The sequence below is a fragment of the Bradyrhizobium barranii subsp. apii genome, from assembly GCF_011516635.5.
Lineage (GTDB): Bacteria > Pseudomonadota > Alphaproteobacteria > Rhizobiales > Xanthobacteraceae > Bradyrhizobium > Bradyrhizobium barranii.
On sequence record NZ_CP096255.1, the window covers coordinates 1,469,931 to 1,487,729 of the forward strand.

A 17,799-nucleotide genomic window follows, 5' to 3' on the forward strand; every position below is an offset into this window, starting at 1 on the left:
CGCCCAACCTACACCTCAAGCGCGTTGCAAAGTACCGGTCGTCAGGCGGTGAAAAGCCGAAGGCAATCCCGCGCGCCTCGTCAGCAGATGTGCGGCCACATCAATGGGACCAAAAAAAACGCACTCTCACGAATAGGACGGGCTAAAGGGTAGTTTGTTGCTGATTCCCAGCGTGTCAAATTCGAGCCCGGCTTCGAAGGCCTATATTTTGAAAGTGAGAACGGATGGATTTCCCCTCGACGAAGTGGGTGAGCACGGGCCCGCAAGAGAGTTCACCCGCGGCGCCGTCCGCAGATACGGCGACCTTTGAGCGGCAGCTGAGCGAGATCGCCAATTCAGGTGGAGGTGGTGGAGCAATGCCGGCCGCCTCGGCGCTGCAGCCGGCTCAGTCAGCTGGGGTTTTGAAAGGGCACAGCAAGCAGCCTCTTTATTCCGAGGATGCTCGCCTTATTTCGGGGCTTGAGGAGGCCCTCCGCAACGGCAACGCCGCCAACCACACCGCCAGGGATTATGCAGGTTCTCTTCTCAGCCTTGGCCGCTGGCTCTTCGCAAATAACAAAGATCCGATCGCTGCTCGGCTCGACGACCAGTCGCTAACCAATGATGCGCGCGAGGCCATCAAAAAGGGTCCTAACAGGAGACGACTCCTTCTGGCAATAGACCATCTCCGGACCTTCCAGTCGACGGGCGTCGTGCCGATCACAGGCCGGGCTGAGCTAAATCCTCACCCTCAGGACGTAGCTCTCATCAAAGAGTACAAAAACGAAGCAGCGACAGGGACCGGCAGAGGGTATGCAACTGTTCTTCGCAGTTTCAGTGACTACCTGCGTGAAAACAACAAGAAGGGCATTTCTGCTCGGCTTTCCGGCAAGGCGTTGGATGGAGATGTCGAGAGCTATAGGAAAGACGCCGGGGGTAATCGGAATATCGGTGCCGCACTGGCTGATCTCCGAAAATCGCAGGCTGGCGCTAAAGCGATGGAGCGCGAGCGCCATATTTCCCCCGTTCCTGATCCCGAAGACGCGGCACTGATGGAGCCGATGCCCGTCGGCGGCGCCGCTGCGCAGCACAGCGCGTCGCAGGACGCGGGCAGTTGGCCAAAGGAGCTGCTTCCTGTAGAAGGCTACGATCAGGATTTGCTTTGGGAGCTGATGGACGAACCCGGCCCGTCGTCATCTCTTCTTGAGCCAGCCGCGCGCCATGACCAGTCATCGGATCCCGGAGAGTCCATTCGTCCCTTGAATTGGGGCTACGACCGCCAGCAGTTCCCGGACGAGCCGATCGGTGCACTTGCCAAGAGCAACCTCCTGCCAAGCAAGGAGGTCCTCATCAACGATGAGCATGACACAGCTGAATTGAGGCCAGCGAAGAGGCCGAGGACCCTAGACAATCTGCACGGCGTTGCCATTGAGCGGCAACTGAGCGAGCGTGGTGGAGCAATGCCGGCCGTCTCGGCGCTGCAGCCTGCTCAGTCAGCTGGAGTTTTGATAGGGCGGAGCAAGCAGCCTCTTTATTCCGAGGACGCTCGTCTTATTTCGGGGCTTGAGGAGGCCCTCCGCAATGGCAACGCCGCCAACCACACCGCCAGGGATTATGCAGGTTCTCTTCTCAGCCTTGGCCGCTGGCTCTTCGCAAATAACAAAGATCCGATCGCTGCTCGGCTCGACGACCAGTCGCTAACCGATGATGCGCGCGAGGCCATCGAAAAGGGTCATCACAGGAGACTCCGTCCGGCAATAGACCATCTCCGGACCTTCCAGTCGACGGGCGGAGTCGTGCCGATCACAGGCCGCGCTGAGCTAAATCCTCATCCCCAGGACGTGGCTCTGATCAAAGAGTACAAAAACGAAGCAGCGACAGGGACCGGCAGGGGGTATGCAGCTGTTCTTCGCAGTTTCAGTGACTATCTGCGTGAAAACAACAAGCCGAGCATTGCTGCTCGGCTTTCCGGCAAGTTCCTGGATGGAGATGTCGAGAGCTATAGGAAAGACGCCGGGGGTAAGAATATCGGTGCCGCGCTGGCTGATCTCCGAAAATCGCAGGCCGGCGCTAAAGCGATGGAGCTCGAGCGCCATATTCTCCCCGGTCCTGATCCCGAAAACGCGGTACAGTTGGAGCCGATGCCCGGCGGCGGCGCCGCTGCGCAGCATGCGTCGCAGGACGCGGGCAGTTGGCCAAAGGAGTTGCTTCGTCCCTTGAACTGGGACTACGACCGCCAGCAGTTCCCGGACGAGTCGATCGGTGCACTTGCCAGGAGCAACCCCCTGCCAAGCGAGGAGGTCGTCATCAACGATGAGCATGACACAGCTGAGTTGAGGCCCGCGAAAAGGCCGAGGACCCTAGACAATTTGCACGGCCTTGCCATTGAGCGGCAGCTGAGCGAGATCGCCAATTCAGGTGGAGGTGGTGGAGCAATGCCGGCCGCCTCGGCGCTGCAGCCGGCTCAGTCAGCTGGGGTTTTGAAAGGGCACAGCAAGCAGCCTCTTTATTCCGAGGATGCTCGCCTTATTTCGGGGCTTGAGGAGGCCCTCCGCAACGGCAACGCCGCCAACCACACCGCCAGGGATTATGCAGGTTCTCTTCTCAGCCTTGGCCGCTGGCTCTTCGCAAATAACAAAGATCCGATCGCTGCTCGGCTCGACGACCAGTCGCTAACCAATGATGCGCGCGAGGCCATCAAAAAGGGTCTTAACAGGAGACGACTCCTTCTGGCAATAGACCATCTCCGGACCTCGCAGTCGACGGGCGGGATCGTGCCGATCGCAGGCCGCGCTAAGCTGAATCCTTATCCCCAGGACGTGGCTCTCATCAAAGAGTACAAAAACAAAGCTGCGACAGGTACCGTACGTACCTATGCAGTTGTTCTTAACAGTTTCAGTGACTACCTGCGTGAAAATAACAAGAAGGGCATTGCTGCTCGGCTTTCCGGCAAGGCGTTGGATGGAGATGTCGAGAGCTATAGGAAGGACGCCGGGGGTAATCGGAATATCGGTGCCGCACTGGCTGATCTCCGAAAATCGCAGGCCGGCGCTAAAGCGATGGAGCTCGAGCGCCATATTTCCCCCGGTCCTGATCCCGAAAACGCGGTACTGATGGAGCCGATGCCCGCCGGCGGCGCCGCTGCGCAGCACAGCGCGTCGCGGGACGCGGGCAGTTGGCCAAAGGAGCTGCTTCCTGTAGAAGGCTACGATCAGGATTTGCTTTGGGAGCTGATGGACGAACCCGGCCCGTCGTCATCTCTTCTTGAGCCAGCCGCGCGCCATGACCAGTCATCGGATCCCGGAGAGTCCATTCGTCCCTTGAATTGGGGCTACGACCGCCAGCAGTTCCCGGACGAGCCGATCGGTGCACTTGCCAAGAGCAACCTCCTGCCAAGCAAGGAGGTCCTCATCAACGATGAGCATGACACAGCTGAATTGAGGCCAGCGAAGAGGCCGAGGACCCTAGACAATCTGCACGGCGTTGCCATTGAGCGGCAACTGAGCGAGATCGTCGCTTCAGGCGGTCGCCTGCTGACGTCGGCCCCCACCCATCAACTGGGTGCATCGCCATGGCAGGCGCAGCCGACGATGCAGGGGAGTGGGTACCAAGATGCCACGGCGCTGCAGCGAGCTGTCAGTCGGCCATTGGTCCTCCCGGAAGGTTATGATCAGGATCTGCGTTTGATGGTGGAAGACGGCCCACCGTGGCCCGGGGTTCCCCCGGAGCAGGCGCAGGACATAGTCCAAGCTGGACAGCAGGAACCTGCCTGGTCCGCCTCAACCTGGTCGCCGCAGATGCCGCTCAACTTTGATTGGAGTATGTGGCCGATGCTGGAAGCATCGCCAGCGCAGGCTGCCAGGGCTCGTTCAAGCACCTACGCTGGTCTTGAGCCATTTCTTGCTCTGAATGCGCCGACACCGTCCGAGTTGGGCGACGACGCTCACTTTGCGCCAGCGCACTCTACCAGGGCTCCCTCAGACATCTACGCTGGTCTTGAGCCATTTCTTGCTCTGAATGCGCCGACACCGTCCGAGTTGCGCGACGATGCTCACTTTGAGCCAGCGCAGGCTGCCGGGGCTCGCTCAAGCACCTACGGCGGTCCTCCATTGGTTGATCTGACTGCGGCCACGCCGTCTGAATCACGCGACGATGTTAATTCTGTGCCGGCGTTTCCGAGCACCTCCTACGATGCTCAGATCGGGGCTTTAGGTCCGACAGCCTCGCCTCACGGCCGCGGGCTGGTGCTCGAGGACACGGAATGGCTGGGCGACGAGCATGTCCTGAGAGATTACCAGCTCCTGGCGCAAGAGTTGCGGGGGAACAATCCGAATCTCGCCGCCCGGACGCGGTTCGTGGATCCTCTCATAACCCTTGTTAGCCTGCGCTTGGGCACCGAGAGCGAAATGCTACGCGCATTCCAGCGCATCGTCCATGATCAGAATGGTGACGACACAGCCGACTTCCTGTTCCTGCCAGTGAACAATGCCCGTGCTACGAATCTCCCCGGCACCCATTGGTCGTTGCTGTTTGTTGATCGCCGCGACCGCGAAAGGCCGGTTGCCTATCGCTACGACTCCATGGGGGAATACAACAACAGGCCCGCAGCAGAGCTCGCAGCAAGGCTGGGCGCCCGCCTGGAGTCACGCGGCATGACCCAGCAGCTGAACACTTATGATTGCGGCGTCTTCGTGGTGGACGGCACGCGGGCGCTGGTTAGGCAATTGGAGCAAGGACGAGCACCACACCTGCTGAACCTCAGCAGCCTCGTTGCCAATCGGCAGGCGCTGCAGAACCGACTCAGCGGCTGATGTCGTACGCATACGACGAAGCTTTCAATTACCCATAATTTCGCCGACTCGCGCTGATCCGCGAAATCTTGAATCGAAAGTATCACTTGTGATTCCTTGCTGAGCACTTGATTCGCGAGGGGGCGCTCTATGGGGCTGACATTAAGGGATCAATCCGCAAAAGGCTGTTTGCGGTCCTGGAAAGGCGAATGTTGGATTGATCGAGAGAGTAGTGGATGCGAGTTTAGGGACGCGGGCTCGGCGACAGATTCCGCAAACTGCTCACGCAGATTGGAAGCGCCATGGGACAAAGCATCCAGCTCGTCTGCCAGGATTGGGCGAATACCAAGGCAGCCTACCGCTTCTTCTCCAATGACCGGGTCAGCGAAGCGGACATTCTGACCGGCCATTTCCAATCGACACGTGATCGTGTCGTCGCCGCTGAAGGTTTGGTTCTTGTGCTGCACGGTACAACCGAGTTCAGCTATCAACGCGAGAAGTCAGAAGTGATCGGCATCACCAAGAGCATAAACAGTGGACGGGATAAGGCGGGAATTGCGTCAAATTCCGCTTACGAAGCTTCTCGCCGAGAGCGTTGACGAGCTTCGCGAGGAGCTATCGCTGAAAGTTGGTGACGGCGGGAATCGGGAAGGCGGCATATCGTGGGGGTGCTTGACGCCTCCACTTCTCCACCGAAGGAGCGATATGCCGTGTCCAAAGATAACATCATCAAGTTGATTCAGCCAGGAAACGTCGACGATCAACTCACCGAAATCTTGCGCAATGGGGCGCGTGCTCTGTTGGCCCAGGCGGTCGAGGCCGAGGTCGCGGACTTTCTCGGCAAGCATGCCGATTTGAGGACTGCGGACGGCCACCAGCGCTCGTGCGCCACGGTCACCTGCCGGAACGCGAGGTGATGACCGGTATCGGTCCGGTCGGCGTCCGCCAGCCGCGTGTACGCGATCGCGAGGCGGAGGCTACCGATCCCGACCGCATCCGGTTCTCTCCGTCGATCCTGCCGCCCTACATGCGCCGCTCGAAATCGATCGAGACGCTGCTGCCGATCCTTTACCTGATCCACTTCTGGTTCGGCCGCTCGGCGGCGAACTGCCGGTCAAGGAGGTTCGCCGGTACGGTCTCGAGCTGTCGATCGCCGCTGTCCTTCGGCAAGCGCCGACGTCGCGGCCGCGCCCGCAAGCCTTGCAGGCGCATCAGCCGCTCAATCCGGTGCAGGCCGCAAACCGACTGACCGTCAGCCCATAACCGCCGCCGCCTGACCGGCCGCGCCGTCACCAAAATTTGGCGATAGCTCCTTCGCGAGGACGTCGGAGAGCCAGTGCTCGGCGCTGACGCTATTGAGCTTACAGGTCTCGATCAACGAAGCTAACTAATCTCAAACCTTTGAGAAGCGCTCCTTCGGCTCCCGGTCGATTAAGTTGACGATGCCCCGCTACCTCCAGCAGCACCCCAGACGCCATAGAATTGCAACCCATGGTGAGCTGGGTTTTCCTGTGCATCCGGGGAAAACGCTCTTGGTCAGCTTCTCGTCAGCCGAGCTGTCTATCCAAACAGGCTGCGCATTATGGACCTGATTGGAGGTGGAAGATGGCGGGCATTGTTGGGCCTTCAGGAGCCGACAGCGCATGGGGATCGAGCAGTTCGAGCCCGGAGCCCGGTCCCGCCCCTGGGGAAGGCGGGCAATCTTTCGACAGGGAATTGGAGCGGATGCGCTCCGGAGGAACCGCGCTCATGAGTGAGCCACCCGCGTCCGGTGTGGCAGTCCGGATGCCCTCGAGTGTCGACGGAATCAAGGCAGCGAAGCAAAAAATGCGCAGCCTGCTTGAGGGCCTTGATAGTTCTCGAAATGCAGCCACACAAGCCCGGAATCCGTCGGAGACGCAAGAGCTGATCGATCAAATCGTCAAGGCGGGCTCGGAAGTTCTGGAGTATTACGCGAGCCTCACCCCGGACATGGCGCGCAGGCTTCTTTCCGACAGTCAGGCTCGTCAAGTCCGCGCCGAAACTATCGCTGCGGGAGACGAATGCAACATCGCGGCCACCTGGATTGTCAACAACCTGGAGGCGAACAGGAGCAAAGCAGCAGCCGTGCTCGGCCGGATGCGAGATGCCGGCGCTCCGTCCGACCAGCTGGGCCGGGCGGTATCCAGCGTGGCGAAGCATTACGAAGCCTGCTTGGATTGGTGGGGAAAGAAGGTGTTGCGCTCGGAGCGGATGCGGTCCGTTTATACGGACACCGCCAACTTGCCCAGCACCACGTCCAAGATGCGGGAGGAAGAAGAGGCCGCGCTACGCCAGCATACCGGCTGGGCACTGTATACGAAGTGCATGTACCTGGAATCGCGCATCGCTCTCGCGCGACTCTTGATCGAGTCGAAGGCGGCCACGTTCGGCCCAGCCGTGAACGACGCCCTCATGGGTGAGGATGGGCGGGTGCGACTGCTTGGGACCTTTATCGCGGATTTTTTTCCGGCATTCAACTCGACTTCCCACGCCGTTCTGGAGGGAGCGGCGCTCGACGCAGACCACTGCACCGTTCTGGAAGGAGTCATGGAAAGGCTTTCGGAATTTGCCTCAGGGGTGCACGGCATCGTTACCCGACTAAGGGGCGCCGGAACGGATGCCGACCTTCCGTTGGAACTGTTGGGCCAGATCGCGGAAGGTGCATGGGTCACCGCGGACGACGTCACGCGTCTTTTGGTCGTGCAGCCAAAGACGCCCGCCATGATTGAGCCGCTGGCCCGGACTGCCGTAGTGGTTGAAGGGGGCGCGGCGCGGAGGAAGGGGAAAGGCAAGCGCGCCCCGGCCGCAGGCGAGCGAAGTTCGGCGGCCGGGCTGCGCGAGCCGCAGCTCGCCACGCCCGACGCTGCCACGGCCCCAACAGGCAAGGTGATCGTACTCTCGGATTTGGGTACAAAGAAACTCGCGAGCGCGGAGGAGGCAGACGCGAGGGTGTCATCGTCGGCGACTGGGCACCTGGAGATATTGCAGGCTCCGCCCTCCAGGAAAGCACTGACCGGATTAATCGAGCGATTGGACGAACTTTTGCAGTTCGATCTGCCCGCTCAGCAAAGCACCGTCTCGCAAGCGCGCCAGATGAAGCCCGAGGACGCCGATCACGTCGTGGATCTCGTCGTTAAGCGACTGCAGACGCAGGCCTCCGAGATTGAGGCCAGTGTAGTCGCGCTGGAGGAGCCTCGCCGACGTGTCCTACTCACGCCTGCGCAAGTGCCGGAAGTGCATGACAAAATAACCCGGCTCAAGGCGATGTTGTCCGAGGTGCAGGGACAGGCGAGCTCTTTGAAGGCGCGAAAGGTGGCGATCACGATCGATTGCATGAAGACCTACGCGTTTCCGTCCCAGAAGTATCTTGAACAGTTGCGGGCGGCCGGGGAGCTGGCGTCTGTGAATCCACCGCGCGCCTTGAAGGATGATCCGGGGACACTGTTCGAGATCAAGCTGCAGCCCAAGGCCCTGCGCAATGGCGCGATGCCAAGCCCGATGTGGGTGCACATCCATACCAAGCGGCCGGTACATGCCTGGCAGTTGGCAACGCTGAGCGATGCCGAGTTCGCCGCTTGCCACGTGAAGTCCAATGACCAACGCGGCTACAATCAGGACTGGCAGAGCGCTCGAGCTGCGACGGGGCGCGAGAACGTCGTGATCCACCGCGGGAAGCTCACGCCGGCGTTCTGTAGGTCCTTGATGAGCACCGCAGTTGGTGGCCATCCGTGGTATCCCCTTCCCGAGACGGAGCACATGTCGACCCAGATGGCGCGCCTGGGGATGTAGCTACAGGTGGTTTGTCTCGCGCCGGAGCGCCGCTGTGGTGACACGATCAAGTGGCCGTTATCACCGAGAGGAAATCCTCGATGAGCTCGAAGTCGGCACGAACTCCTCGAACAGATCGACAGCGGGGTCCGATTGAAATTCGATCGGGAGCGTCGTGACCACGGACTTCCTTTCGCTTGGCGGCTGAACCGTCAAATGCCGGCGCTCAAGTCCAGACGCATACGATCAGCGCTCCTGGCCCTTCATCTTCGAAAGTGAGTACAGATGAACTTCGTCTTAATGAATCGCGTGCGTCAACAAACGGATAGCGTGGACGCGCAAGATGCCTCTCCGGCCGACTCGTCGGCAGAGGCGGCGGCCTTTCACCGGCAGCTGAGCGAGGTCGCTGTCCCGTCCTCTCCCGTGCTCATGCAGGTCCGCGCCCATCAAGCGGATGCATCGCGATCTGAGGCGCGGCCCATCATGCGGGCGAGCGGGCAACCATATACGCCGGCTACGCACGGTGAATGCGGTGGAGCGATGCTGAATGCGTCGGCGCTGCCGCTCGGCCATGCAAATTTGGCCTTCGCAGGTAGCAGCATGGATCCTGTTTATTCCGAAGATGCGTCTCTTATTGAGGGGCTCGGGCCGGCACTCTTCAAGGCTGGGGCCTCCGAGCGCACCGTCAGGCGCAATGTACGTTGTCTTCTCGGATTGGGGCATTGGCTCGTAAAGAACGGAAAGCCGGGCATTGCTGCCCGGCTTTCCGAAGAGTCGCTGGACAAGGATGCCCAGGAGTTCGGCAAGCAGGAGGGGCAGGCCATCGCTACGCCACTGGATCATCTTCGAGCCGCCCAATCGCCGGGCGGCATCGCGCCGATTGCAAGCCGGGTTGAGCTGAATCCCTATCCCCAAGATGCGGATCTCATCAAAAGGTACAAGGAAGATGCAGCGTCAGGCACCGCCAACACCGTCAGGACCTATGCAGCTCTTCTTATCGATTTCAGTGATTACCTCCGTGAAAACGATAAGCCCGGCATTGCTGCTCGACTTGGCGACGGCTCGCTGGATAATGATGTCAGCCAGTATAAGGAGGCGGACCCCCGTGGCCGCAGAAAAGCCGGGGCCGCACTGGCTCATCTCCTGAGGTCGCCGGCGGGTGCTAGAGCGATCGAGCTCCGGCCTCATATTCGCCCCGTTCCTGATCTCGAAGACGCGGTTCGCGCCGAGCCGAGGCGGACCCGGGCCGCGACTGCACAGCACAGCGGCTCGAATGGAGCTATCAGCTGGCCGGAGACTCTGCCTGCGAACCAGCAGGATCTGCTTTTGGAGACGATGGACGGACCCAGCTCCTCGCCGCCTCTCGAGACAATCGCGCACCATCAACAAGCAGCGGATGCAGGAGGGTCTTTTCGTGACTTGAACTTGCCCCGCGACGACCATGGGGTTCCACCGCGGCATAGCCTGGCATTGGATCCTGCAGAATCCCTTCGCCCCTTGAACTGGCGCCACCATGATCACGAACTGTCGGATGAACGTCACAGGAACACCCTCGTGCCAGGCGAGCAGGTTCTCATCAGCGATGAGCATGATACAGGGGAGTTGAGATCAGCGAAGAGGCAGAAGACGCTAAGCAACCCCCAGGGCGTCGCCGTTGAGCGGCACCTGGTGCAGACCCCATCCCATCAACTGGCGGCGTCACCATCGCAGAGGCAAGCGCCGATGCCGTCGCGTGCGCACGAATACGCCCCAGCGGCACATTCAGTAGCGAGGCATGTCCGAGACACCGCTAGGCGGCACGACGCATCGCGTGACGCCGTCAGGAATCAGCTTTCGGTGATGGTGGAAGGCGGCCCATCATGGTCCGTCTTGGTCCCGCCTGAGCGGCTCCAGGGGGCAGAACAAGCCGGACCGCAGGAACCCGCCGGGTCCACCTCAACTTGGTCACCGCAGATGCCGCTCGACTTTGATTGGAGCATGTGGCCGAGCTCGGAAACTGCGTCATCCTTGCCTGTCCCAGCTCAGCTTCCATCCAGATCGTACCAGTTGCGTGATGATGCTACCTTTCGGAACACACTGAACACGTTTGCGCCCGAAAGCCTGCGGTCGTCGGACGGACTAATCGGCGAGCAGCTCCCGGGCGAAGACGAGGAGCTCTTGGCGAAGTTTCGTGTAGACGCCGAGCGGCGCAAGCTCACCCCAGGAGCCATCAAGAACAGTGTTTCCGGGCTTGGGATATTTGTTCGCTGGGTCAACGCAAGTCATAGGGGGCCCGTAGCTTCTCGGCTGCGAGGCGGTTCATCGCTGGATGAGGAAATTGCGGCGTACAGGAGCTTGGGGCGGGACCGTCAGAACAGCATCAAATCGAATCTGAATGTTCTCCGGCGGCTCTTGCGTGGGAGTGAAGAAGCCGAAGCCCCCGAACCCCGAGTCCTTGGTCGCCCCCGTCGCGTGGTTCCTCATCCCGAAGACGCCACCTTCATCGAGGGAGCGCTCGGCCAAGCCTTGAACGATCTTAGAACCACGATTGCGGCGCAGAGGCAGTCTGCGCAGAAGCGGGCTACACGTCTTCGTGCGCTGAGTGCGTGGCTTAAAGAAAACGGCAGGGGGAGCATAACTGGGCGACTTAACGGCTCTAGCAAGGAGCAGTTAACGCTGGACAACGATGTGCTAGCGTTCCAGCGGACTGGAAGCAGAATACACGGTCCCGATTTGTCGCATCTTCGCAGCTACTTAAAACTCATCGAGGCGAACCGAGGGCTGGGGTTGCCAGGCCCTGAGCAGCCGAGCTCGCCGGCCGCGCAGTGCGATCGGCATTCCGGCTCGGCGCAGGATCTTCCCTCAACGCCAGCCAGCGCGGGAGCTTGGGCTTGGTTGGGTGAACAGCTGCAAGAATCAGCATCACCATCCAGGCCCCCGTCACATGCTAAGGGCAGGCTTGAGCCATCTGTTGATCTGAATGCGCCGACGCCGTCCGAGTTGCGCGACGATGCTCACCTTGAGCCAGCGCAGGCTGCCAGGGCTCGTTCAAGCACCTACGCTGGTCTTGAGCCATTTCTTGCTCTGAATGCGCCGACACCGTCCGAGTTGCGCGACGACGCTCACTTTGCGCCAGCGCACTCTACCAGGGCTCCCTCAGACATCTACGCTGGTCTTGAGCCATTTCTTGCTCTGAATGCGCCGACACCGTCCGAGTTGCGCGACGACGCTCACTCTGCGCCAGCGCACTCTACCAGGGCTCCCTCAGACATCTACGCTGGTCTTGAGCCATTTCTTGATCTGAATGCGCCGACACCGTCCGAGTTGCGCGACGACGCTCACTTTGCGCCAGCGCACTCTACCAGGGCTCCCTCAGACATCTACGCTGGTCTTGAGCCATTTCTTGCTCTGAATGCGCCGACACCGTCCGAGTTGCGCGACGACGCTCACTTTGCGCCAGCGCACTCTACCAGGGCTCCCTCAGACATCTACGCTGGTCTTGAGCCATTTCTTGCTCTGAATGCGCCGACACCGTCCGAGTTGCGCGACGACGCTCACTCTGCGCCAGCGCACTCTACCAGGGCTCCCTCAGACATCTACGCTGGTCTTGAGCCATTTCTTGATCTGAATGCGCCGACACCGTCCGAGTTGCGCGACGACGCTCACTTTGCGCCAGCGCACTCTACCAGGGCTCCCTCAGACATCTACGCTGGTCTTGAGCCATTTCTTGCTCTGAATGCGCCGACACCGTCCGAGTTGCGCGACGATGCTCACTTTGAGCCAGCGCAGGCTGCCAGGGCTCGCTCAAGCACCTACGGCGGTCCTCCATTGGTTGATCTGACTGCGGCCACGCCGTCTGAATCACGCGACGATGTTAATTCTGTGCCGGCGTTTCCGAGCACCTCCTACGATGCTCAGATCGGGGCTTTAGGTCCGACAGCCTCGTCTCACGGCCGCGGGCTGGTGCTCGAGGGCACGGAATGGCTGGGCGACGAGCATGTCCTGAGAGATTACCAGCTCCTGGCGCAAGAGTTGCGGGGGAACAATCCGAATCTCGCCGCCCGGACGCGGTTCGTGGATCCTCTCATAACCCTTGTTAGCCTGCGCTTGGGCACCGAGAGCGAAATGCTACGCGCATTCCAGCGCATCGTCCATGATCAGAATGGTGACGACACAGCCGACTTCCTGTTCCTGCCAGTGAACAATGCCCGTGCTACGAATCTCCCCGGCACCCATTGGTCGTTGCTGTTTGTTGATCGCCGCGACCGCGAAAGGCCGGTTGCCTATCGCTACGACTCCATGGGGGAATACAACAACAGGCCCGCAGCAGAGCTCGCAGCAAGGCTGGGCGCCCGCCTGGAGTCACGCGGCATGACCCAGCAGCTGAACACTTATGATTGCGGCGTCTTCGTGGTGGACGGCACGCGGGCGCTGGTTAGGCAATTGGAGCAAGGACGAGCACCACACCTGCTGAACCTCAGCAGCCTCGTTGCCAATCGGCAGGCGCTGCAGAACCGACTCAGGGGCTGATGTCGTACGCATACGACGAAGACCGCCTGATTGAAGCGTGCGCGCGGGCACGACGAACTCTATGATGGTTTGCGTGAAGGTCAGGCGGCTTGCTGACCGGCGGGCTCGGCGCAGGGGCTTCCATTCCCAGGGCAGCAGTTCGTGCAGATGCGATGCGGGAAGATCGGCGATACGGGCGAGGACGTCGGCGAGTCAGGCCTTGGGATCGACTTTGTTGAGGCGACAGGTCGTGATGATCGTCAGCATGATGGCGGCACGGTCGGCGCCACGCTGGCTGCCGGCGAAGGTCCAGTTGCGCCTTCCCAAGGCGATGCCTCTCAATGCGCGCTCAGCACAATTGTTGGTCAAGCAGATCCTGCCTGTCATTCGGCCCAAACAGGGCTCTGCGTCGAGGGTAGAGGGGGGATGTCCCGATCGGTGTTGAACTACGTCGGGCCGACGTTGCCGGAATGAATGTTACGCTGCCCTCGTGACGCGGGCAACGGGCTTGGTCGTCATGCGATCGCGGTGAGCTTGAAGGGCCGCACGCAGAACCGACAATTGCTTATGCGCCTTCAATCGTCGGAAGCCCTTGTTGGCCTCGATCATGCCGGCCGCGACCCATCGCAAGGCCATACCGGCATCGCGCCAGCGTTTGATGTTGCGCGTGACGCCGCGAATGGTGCCCATCATGTTCTCGGCGATGTTGGTACAGGCGAGCGATCGACGAAGCTCCTTCGGCAGCTTCAGCCGGACGACAGTCAGGATTTCGTCGAGGCCTTCGAGGATGCTCGCCGCTACACCGGGCCATTGCTGGTCGAGTCGACGCGCGAGATTGCGGATCAATTTTTCAGCCTTGTCGGCGTCATTGAGCTCCCAGGCCTGGCGCAGCACCCGACGGGTGGCCGCATGATGCTCTTTCGGTAGGCGTTCCATGATGTTGCGCGCCTTGTGGATCTGGTAGCGCTGGATCGCAGCGGCCGAATCGAGGGTGCGGCGGATCGCCTTCGACAACGCCTTTCGTGCCGTCGGCGATGAACAGTCCTGGCACCGTCGGGTCGAGCCCGCGCGAGACCAGGTTGTCCAGCAGGGCCTGAACCGTTACGGCATTCTCGGTCGCCCCTTCCACCAGCGCCAGCGGATGCTTGTTGCCTTCGCCGTCAACTCCGATCGCGGCGACCAGCACGAGATCGTCGCCGAGATGCAGCCCGTCGATTTGGACCACCAGAAGGTCGAGCGCGGACAGATCGGCGGCCATGAAGTCAGCCAGCCGCGCCGCCGACAGCGCTACGAACCTCCGCGAGGCCGCCGACTTCGAAACCCCGATCCGGGCGGTGCCGGCACGTCACCCTCGGGCAGCACGGCCGAACCGGAGCGTCGACACATTGATCAGCATCAGGTTCATCGCCCAGCGACCCAGCCAGACCCTCCTGCGCCGCCGTTTCCCAGTTCGGGATCGTGACCTCGCCGCCATCCACGCCCCGGACCCGCGGACGCTCGACCTCGATCTTGCCGCCGTGGAAACCAATCCGTCCCCGCGTTCGACCCCAACGGTGCGCCCGCCGCGCCGCGTCGCGACCGTGGCGCGGCCCGCAGGCCGCCACAACATCCGCCTCCATCGTCGTGCCGAGCGCCTCCATCCCTGCCGCAAGGCAGAACCGATCGAAGCTCGCCCGCACTTCTGCAAACGCTTCGTCCACCGCCGCGGTCGCCGACGAACCAGCCGGTTTGATATCTCTCGTCATGGCGTTGCTCTCCTTTATGGAATCAGCACCCCGAGCCTACCGGCTCAAGGTGGGCAACGCCGACCTCTTCAGAAATTCAACAGAACCCGGGAGTACGTCATGAAAGCTGATGCGCGCCTATGAGTGAGAGTCTCATCTGATCAAAGCCGTAGCGGGCAGATCAGGACCGAGTCTTGCGGGCGTCGCGGTAACGCGGCGTCTGAAGTGTAGACAGGGGCCATGTGGGGTGCGGGATTGAGCCACGAAATGCTGAATGTCACGGAGGCCGAGTGTGTTCCCGACCACGAAGGCAGAATGTGCGCCGTCGCTAAGCGAGACGGTGATGCTCCGTCGGGGTCGAAGGCCGGATCACGCATGGAAAGCACGCATCGGAACATGAGAGGCCCGACCGGGTCCGCCGGAATGTAAGCGCGAATTTCTCCGCACCTTTTGCTTTTGAGTGCCCTGATGCATGAGGTGTCCACCAAAATAAGTGGACACCTTGTGATGAGCGACGATGATCAGAAACTGCGGGTCAGGCTTGTTGGCCGGAACGGTCGGCGGCGCTACGAGGCAGCATCGAAAGAGCGTCTTGTCACGGCCTGTCTTGAGCCTGGGGTTTCGGTATCGAGGCTTGCACTCGAATATGGGGTCAACGCGAACCTCCTTCGGAAATGGATCAAGAAGCACACCGCGACCAGGTCGCTGCCGCCGTCCTCACGCCCGGCGTTCATCCCGGTTCAGCTTGAGGGGTCCGCCGATCGGGCCTTGTCGCGGCAAGGCAGCGTGGCGGCGGTGGAGTTGCCGTCGACTTGCGATGAAGTGCGAGGGTCGGAACCCAAGGGAGCGCCAGCTTTTTGTTCTCCCGCCAAAGTGAGCGTGTCCTTGCCGAACGGCGTGAAACTCGCACTGGAATGCGGCGATGTGGATGCCTTGACGGCGATCATCGGAGCCCTTGGCCATGTTCAGACTGGGCGGTGACCTGCAGGTCTATCTGCACCGTGAGCCGATCGACTTCCGGGCTGGCATCAACAGCCTTGCGGTTCTGGTCCAGGAGACGATGGCACTCGATCCGTTCGCTCCGGCGGTTTTTGCGTTTTGCAATCGCCGTTGCGACCGGATGAAGCTGCTGTTCTTCGATCGGTCCGGCTTTGTGCTGGTCCTGAAGCGGCTGACCGAGGACAAGTTCCGATGGCCGCGCCGCCAAGAGGCGGTTGTCACGCTGACGACCGAGCAATTGCATTGGATTCTTGACGGCATCGATATCGATGCGATGGTCCGCCATCCGGTGCGGCAATATCAGGTTGCCGGCTGAGCTCTCGAGTTGAGCGGTTGACGCGTCGGTACGGTTCAGATTCAAGAATCCGATGAATCGAACCGGCGATCCGAGTGTTGAGGTGCTGTTGGCGCGCATTGCTGCGCTGCAGGCGGAGAACTGTCAGCTCACGGAGCGCGTCGTCAAGCTCGAGGAAGAACTGGCGCTGGCACGCCTGCATCGTTTTGCGCCGCGCAGCGAAAAGCACGTCGATCGTCTCTTCAATGAAGCCGAGCAGGCCGCCGATGAGGATGACGCCGGCAGTGAAACGAACGATATCGCGGAACTTCCGGACACGGGCTTGCCATCCGTCGAAAGCGCGCCGGGAAAGAAGCGCGGCCGCAGGCCGCTGCCGGCGAACCTGCCGCGCGAGCGCGTCGAGTATGACCTGCTCGACGATCAGAAGGCGTGTCCTTGCTGCCGTGGCCAGATGCATCGCATGGGCGAGGCTGTCACCGAGCAACTCCATATCGAGGTGAAGGCGAAGGTTTTACAGAATGTGCGCTTCAAATATGCGTGTCGCCATTGCGATCGCACCGGGATCAACGCACCTGTCGTGACCGCGCCGATGCCGACGCAGCCCTTGCCGGGCAGCGTTGCCACGGCCTCAACGCTGGCGTTTGCGCTGGTTCATAAATATGTCGATGGGACGCCGCTCTACCGCCTGGCGCAGGCCTTCGGACGCGCTGGAGTTCCTGTCAGCCGTGGCGCTTTGGGCCACTGGGTGATCGGCTCGAGCGAGAAGCATCTGCATCGCATCTACGACGCCCTGAAGCTGCGGCTCAGATCACAACCTCTCATCCATGGCGACGAGACGACGGTTCAGGTCCTCAAGGAGAAGGACAAAGAGGCCACCAGCACATCATACATGTGGGCTTATCGCAGCGGCAGGGACAGTCGCGAGCCGATCGTTCTTCTGGATTATCAGCAGGGCCGCGGTCAAATCCACCCGCAGACCTTCCTTGGCGATTACCGCGGCATCGTGATGAGTGACGGCTATACCGCATGGCGCACGCTGGAAGGGGCCACCCACATTGGATGCATGGCCCACTCCCGGCGGCGCTTTGTCGATGCCCTCAGGGCGAGGAAGAAGGGCGGCGGTCCGCCTGAGCAGGCGCTGCGGTTCTTCGACCAGCTCTACCGGGTTGAAAGGCAGGCGCGGGACGGAATACCGGAGAAGGGTAAAACACAGGCCGACTGCATTCGCCGCTTCCGCCAGCAACATAGTGTCCCCATCCTCAATGCTCTCAAGGTATGGCTCGATGACATGGCCCCGAAGGTCTTGCCTGACAGCAAGCTCGGCGACGCCGTATCCTACACCCGAAACCAATGGGAATATTTGACGCGCTACACCGGGGACGGCAGCATGCCGGTCGACAACAATCTTCTGGAGCGCGACATCAGGGTTTTTGCAACTGGCAGGAAGAGTTGGTTGTTCAGCGATACCGTGGACGGAGCCAAGGCCAGTGCCGTCGTCTACAGCCTGATGCTGACCTGCCGCGCCTCACGTGTCGAGCCGTTAGCATGGTTGCGCCACGTCCTCACCGAATTGCCTCAGCGCGCCGGCAACGCCGATATTACCGACCTGCTGCCCTTCAACTTCCACAAAACCGCCACTGCCTGAACGGCCCGGTATCGCCCGATACGAGGGCAATCCATCAAAAACGCCGCGTCAACGTGCGGGGAAAATCGCGCTTACGCCGGAATGATCCCC

General features: G+C 61.0%; 7 protein-coding genes and 5 pseudogenes. 8 read left to right on the plus strand and 4 right to left on the minus strand.

The annotated features are described in order from the left end of the window. The first annotated feature begins 224 nt into the window (after window positions 1–224). The 3 genes and pseudogenes from HAP41_RS06990 to HAP41_RS07000 form a co-directional block, all read left to right on the plus strand. On the plus strand, window positions 225–4,790 hold the full coding sequence (locus HAP41_RS06990; protein ID WP_224580934.1) for a Ulp1 family isopeptidase: 4,566 nt from the start codon (window positions 225–227) through the stop codon (window positions 4,788–4,790). 281 nt (window positions 4,791–5,071) lie between these two features. Then, complete coding sequence (locus tag HAP41_RS06995) at window positions 5,072–5,368, plus strand: transposase DNA-binding-containing protein (RefSeq protein ID WP_231168567.1); 297 nt, start codon at window positions 5,072–5,074, stop codon at window positions 5,366–5,368. Window positions 5,369–5,479: 111 nt separating this feature from the next. Beyond that, window positions 5,480–5,844 (plus strand): annotated as a pseudogene (locus HAP41_RS07000) (transposase); the annotation flags it as partial. On the opposite strand, the pseudogene HAP41_RS07005 reads toward HAP41_RS07000, so the two are convergent. After that, window positions 5,844–6,038 (minus strand): annotated as a pseudogene (locus HAP41_RS07005) (IS3 family transposase); the annotation flags it as partial. The pseudogenes HAP41_RS07000 and HAP41_RS07005 overlap by 1 nt on opposite strands. A 43-nt stretch (window positions 6,039–6,081) precedes the next feature. Then, a pseudogene (locus HAP41_RS50685) lies at window positions 6,082–6,156 on the minus strand (transposase domain-containing protein); the annotation flags it as partial. Window positions 6,157–6,374: 218 nt separating this feature from the next. On the opposite strand from HAP41_RS50685, the gene HAP41_RS07010 reads away from it, so the two are divergent. Together HAP41_RS07010 and HAP41_RS07015 are read left to right on the plus strand one after the other, a co-directional pair. Continuing rightward, the gene (locus tag HAP41_RS07010; RefSeq protein WP_166104034.1) at window positions 6,375–8,579 is read left to right on the plus strand and encodes a T3SS effector XopP-like protein; all 2,205 of its coding nucleotides are present in this window, start codon (window positions 6,375–6,377) and stop codon (window positions 8,577–8,579) included. 264 nt (window positions 8,580–8,843) lie between these two features. After that, window positions 8,844–13,067, plus strand: coding sequence for a Ulp1 family isopeptidase (locus HAP41_RS07015; protein ID WP_224580933.1), 4,224 nt, complete (start codon window positions 8,844–8,846; stop codon window positions 13,065–13,067). A 102-nt stretch (window positions 13,068–13,169) separates the two neighbouring features. Here the strand turns inward: HAP41_RS07015 and HAP41_RS07020 are convergent. Together HAP41_RS07020 and HAP41_RS07025 are read right to left on the minus strand one after the other, a co-directional pair. Further along, a pseudogene (locus tag HAP41_RS07020) lies at window positions 13,170–13,427 on the minus strand (transposase domain-containing protein); the annotation flags it as partial. A gap of 96 nt (window positions 13,428–13,523) precedes the next feature. After that, window positions 13,524–14,791: pseudogene (locus HAP41_RS07025) on the minus strand (IS256 family transposase). A gap of 486 nt (window positions 14,792–15,277) precedes the next feature. Here HAP41_RS07025 and tnpA point away from each other — a divergent pair. The 3 genes from tnpA to tnpC are packed head-to-tail and all read left to right on the plus strand — an operon-like array spanning window position 15,278 to window position 17,709. Continuing rightward, window positions 15,278–15,751, plus strand: a complete 474-nt coding sequence (gene tnpA, locus HAP41_RS07030) for an IS66-like element accessory protein TnpA (RefSeq protein ID WP_166096489.1) — start codon at window positions 15,278–15,280, stop codon at window positions 15,749–15,751. Continuing rightward, on the plus strand, window positions 15,732–16,085 hold the full coding sequence (gene tnpB / locus HAP41_RS07035) for an IS66 family insertion sequence element accessory protein TnpB (RefSeq protein WP_148750250.1): 354 nt from the start codon (window positions 15,732–15,734) through the stop codon (window positions 16,083–16,085). The genes tnpA and tnpB overlap by 20 nt, the downstream gene beginning before the upstream one ends. Before the next feature lie 52 nt (window positions 16,086–16,137). Next, window positions 16,138–17,709: an IS66 family transposase gene (tnpC, locus tag HAP41_RS07040; protein ID WP_166100179.1), complete on the plus strand. Its 1,572-nt coding sequence runs from the start codon at window positions 16,138–16,140 to the stop codon at window positions 17,707–17,709. The last annotated feature ends 90 nt before the right edge of the window (window positions 17,710–17,799 follow it).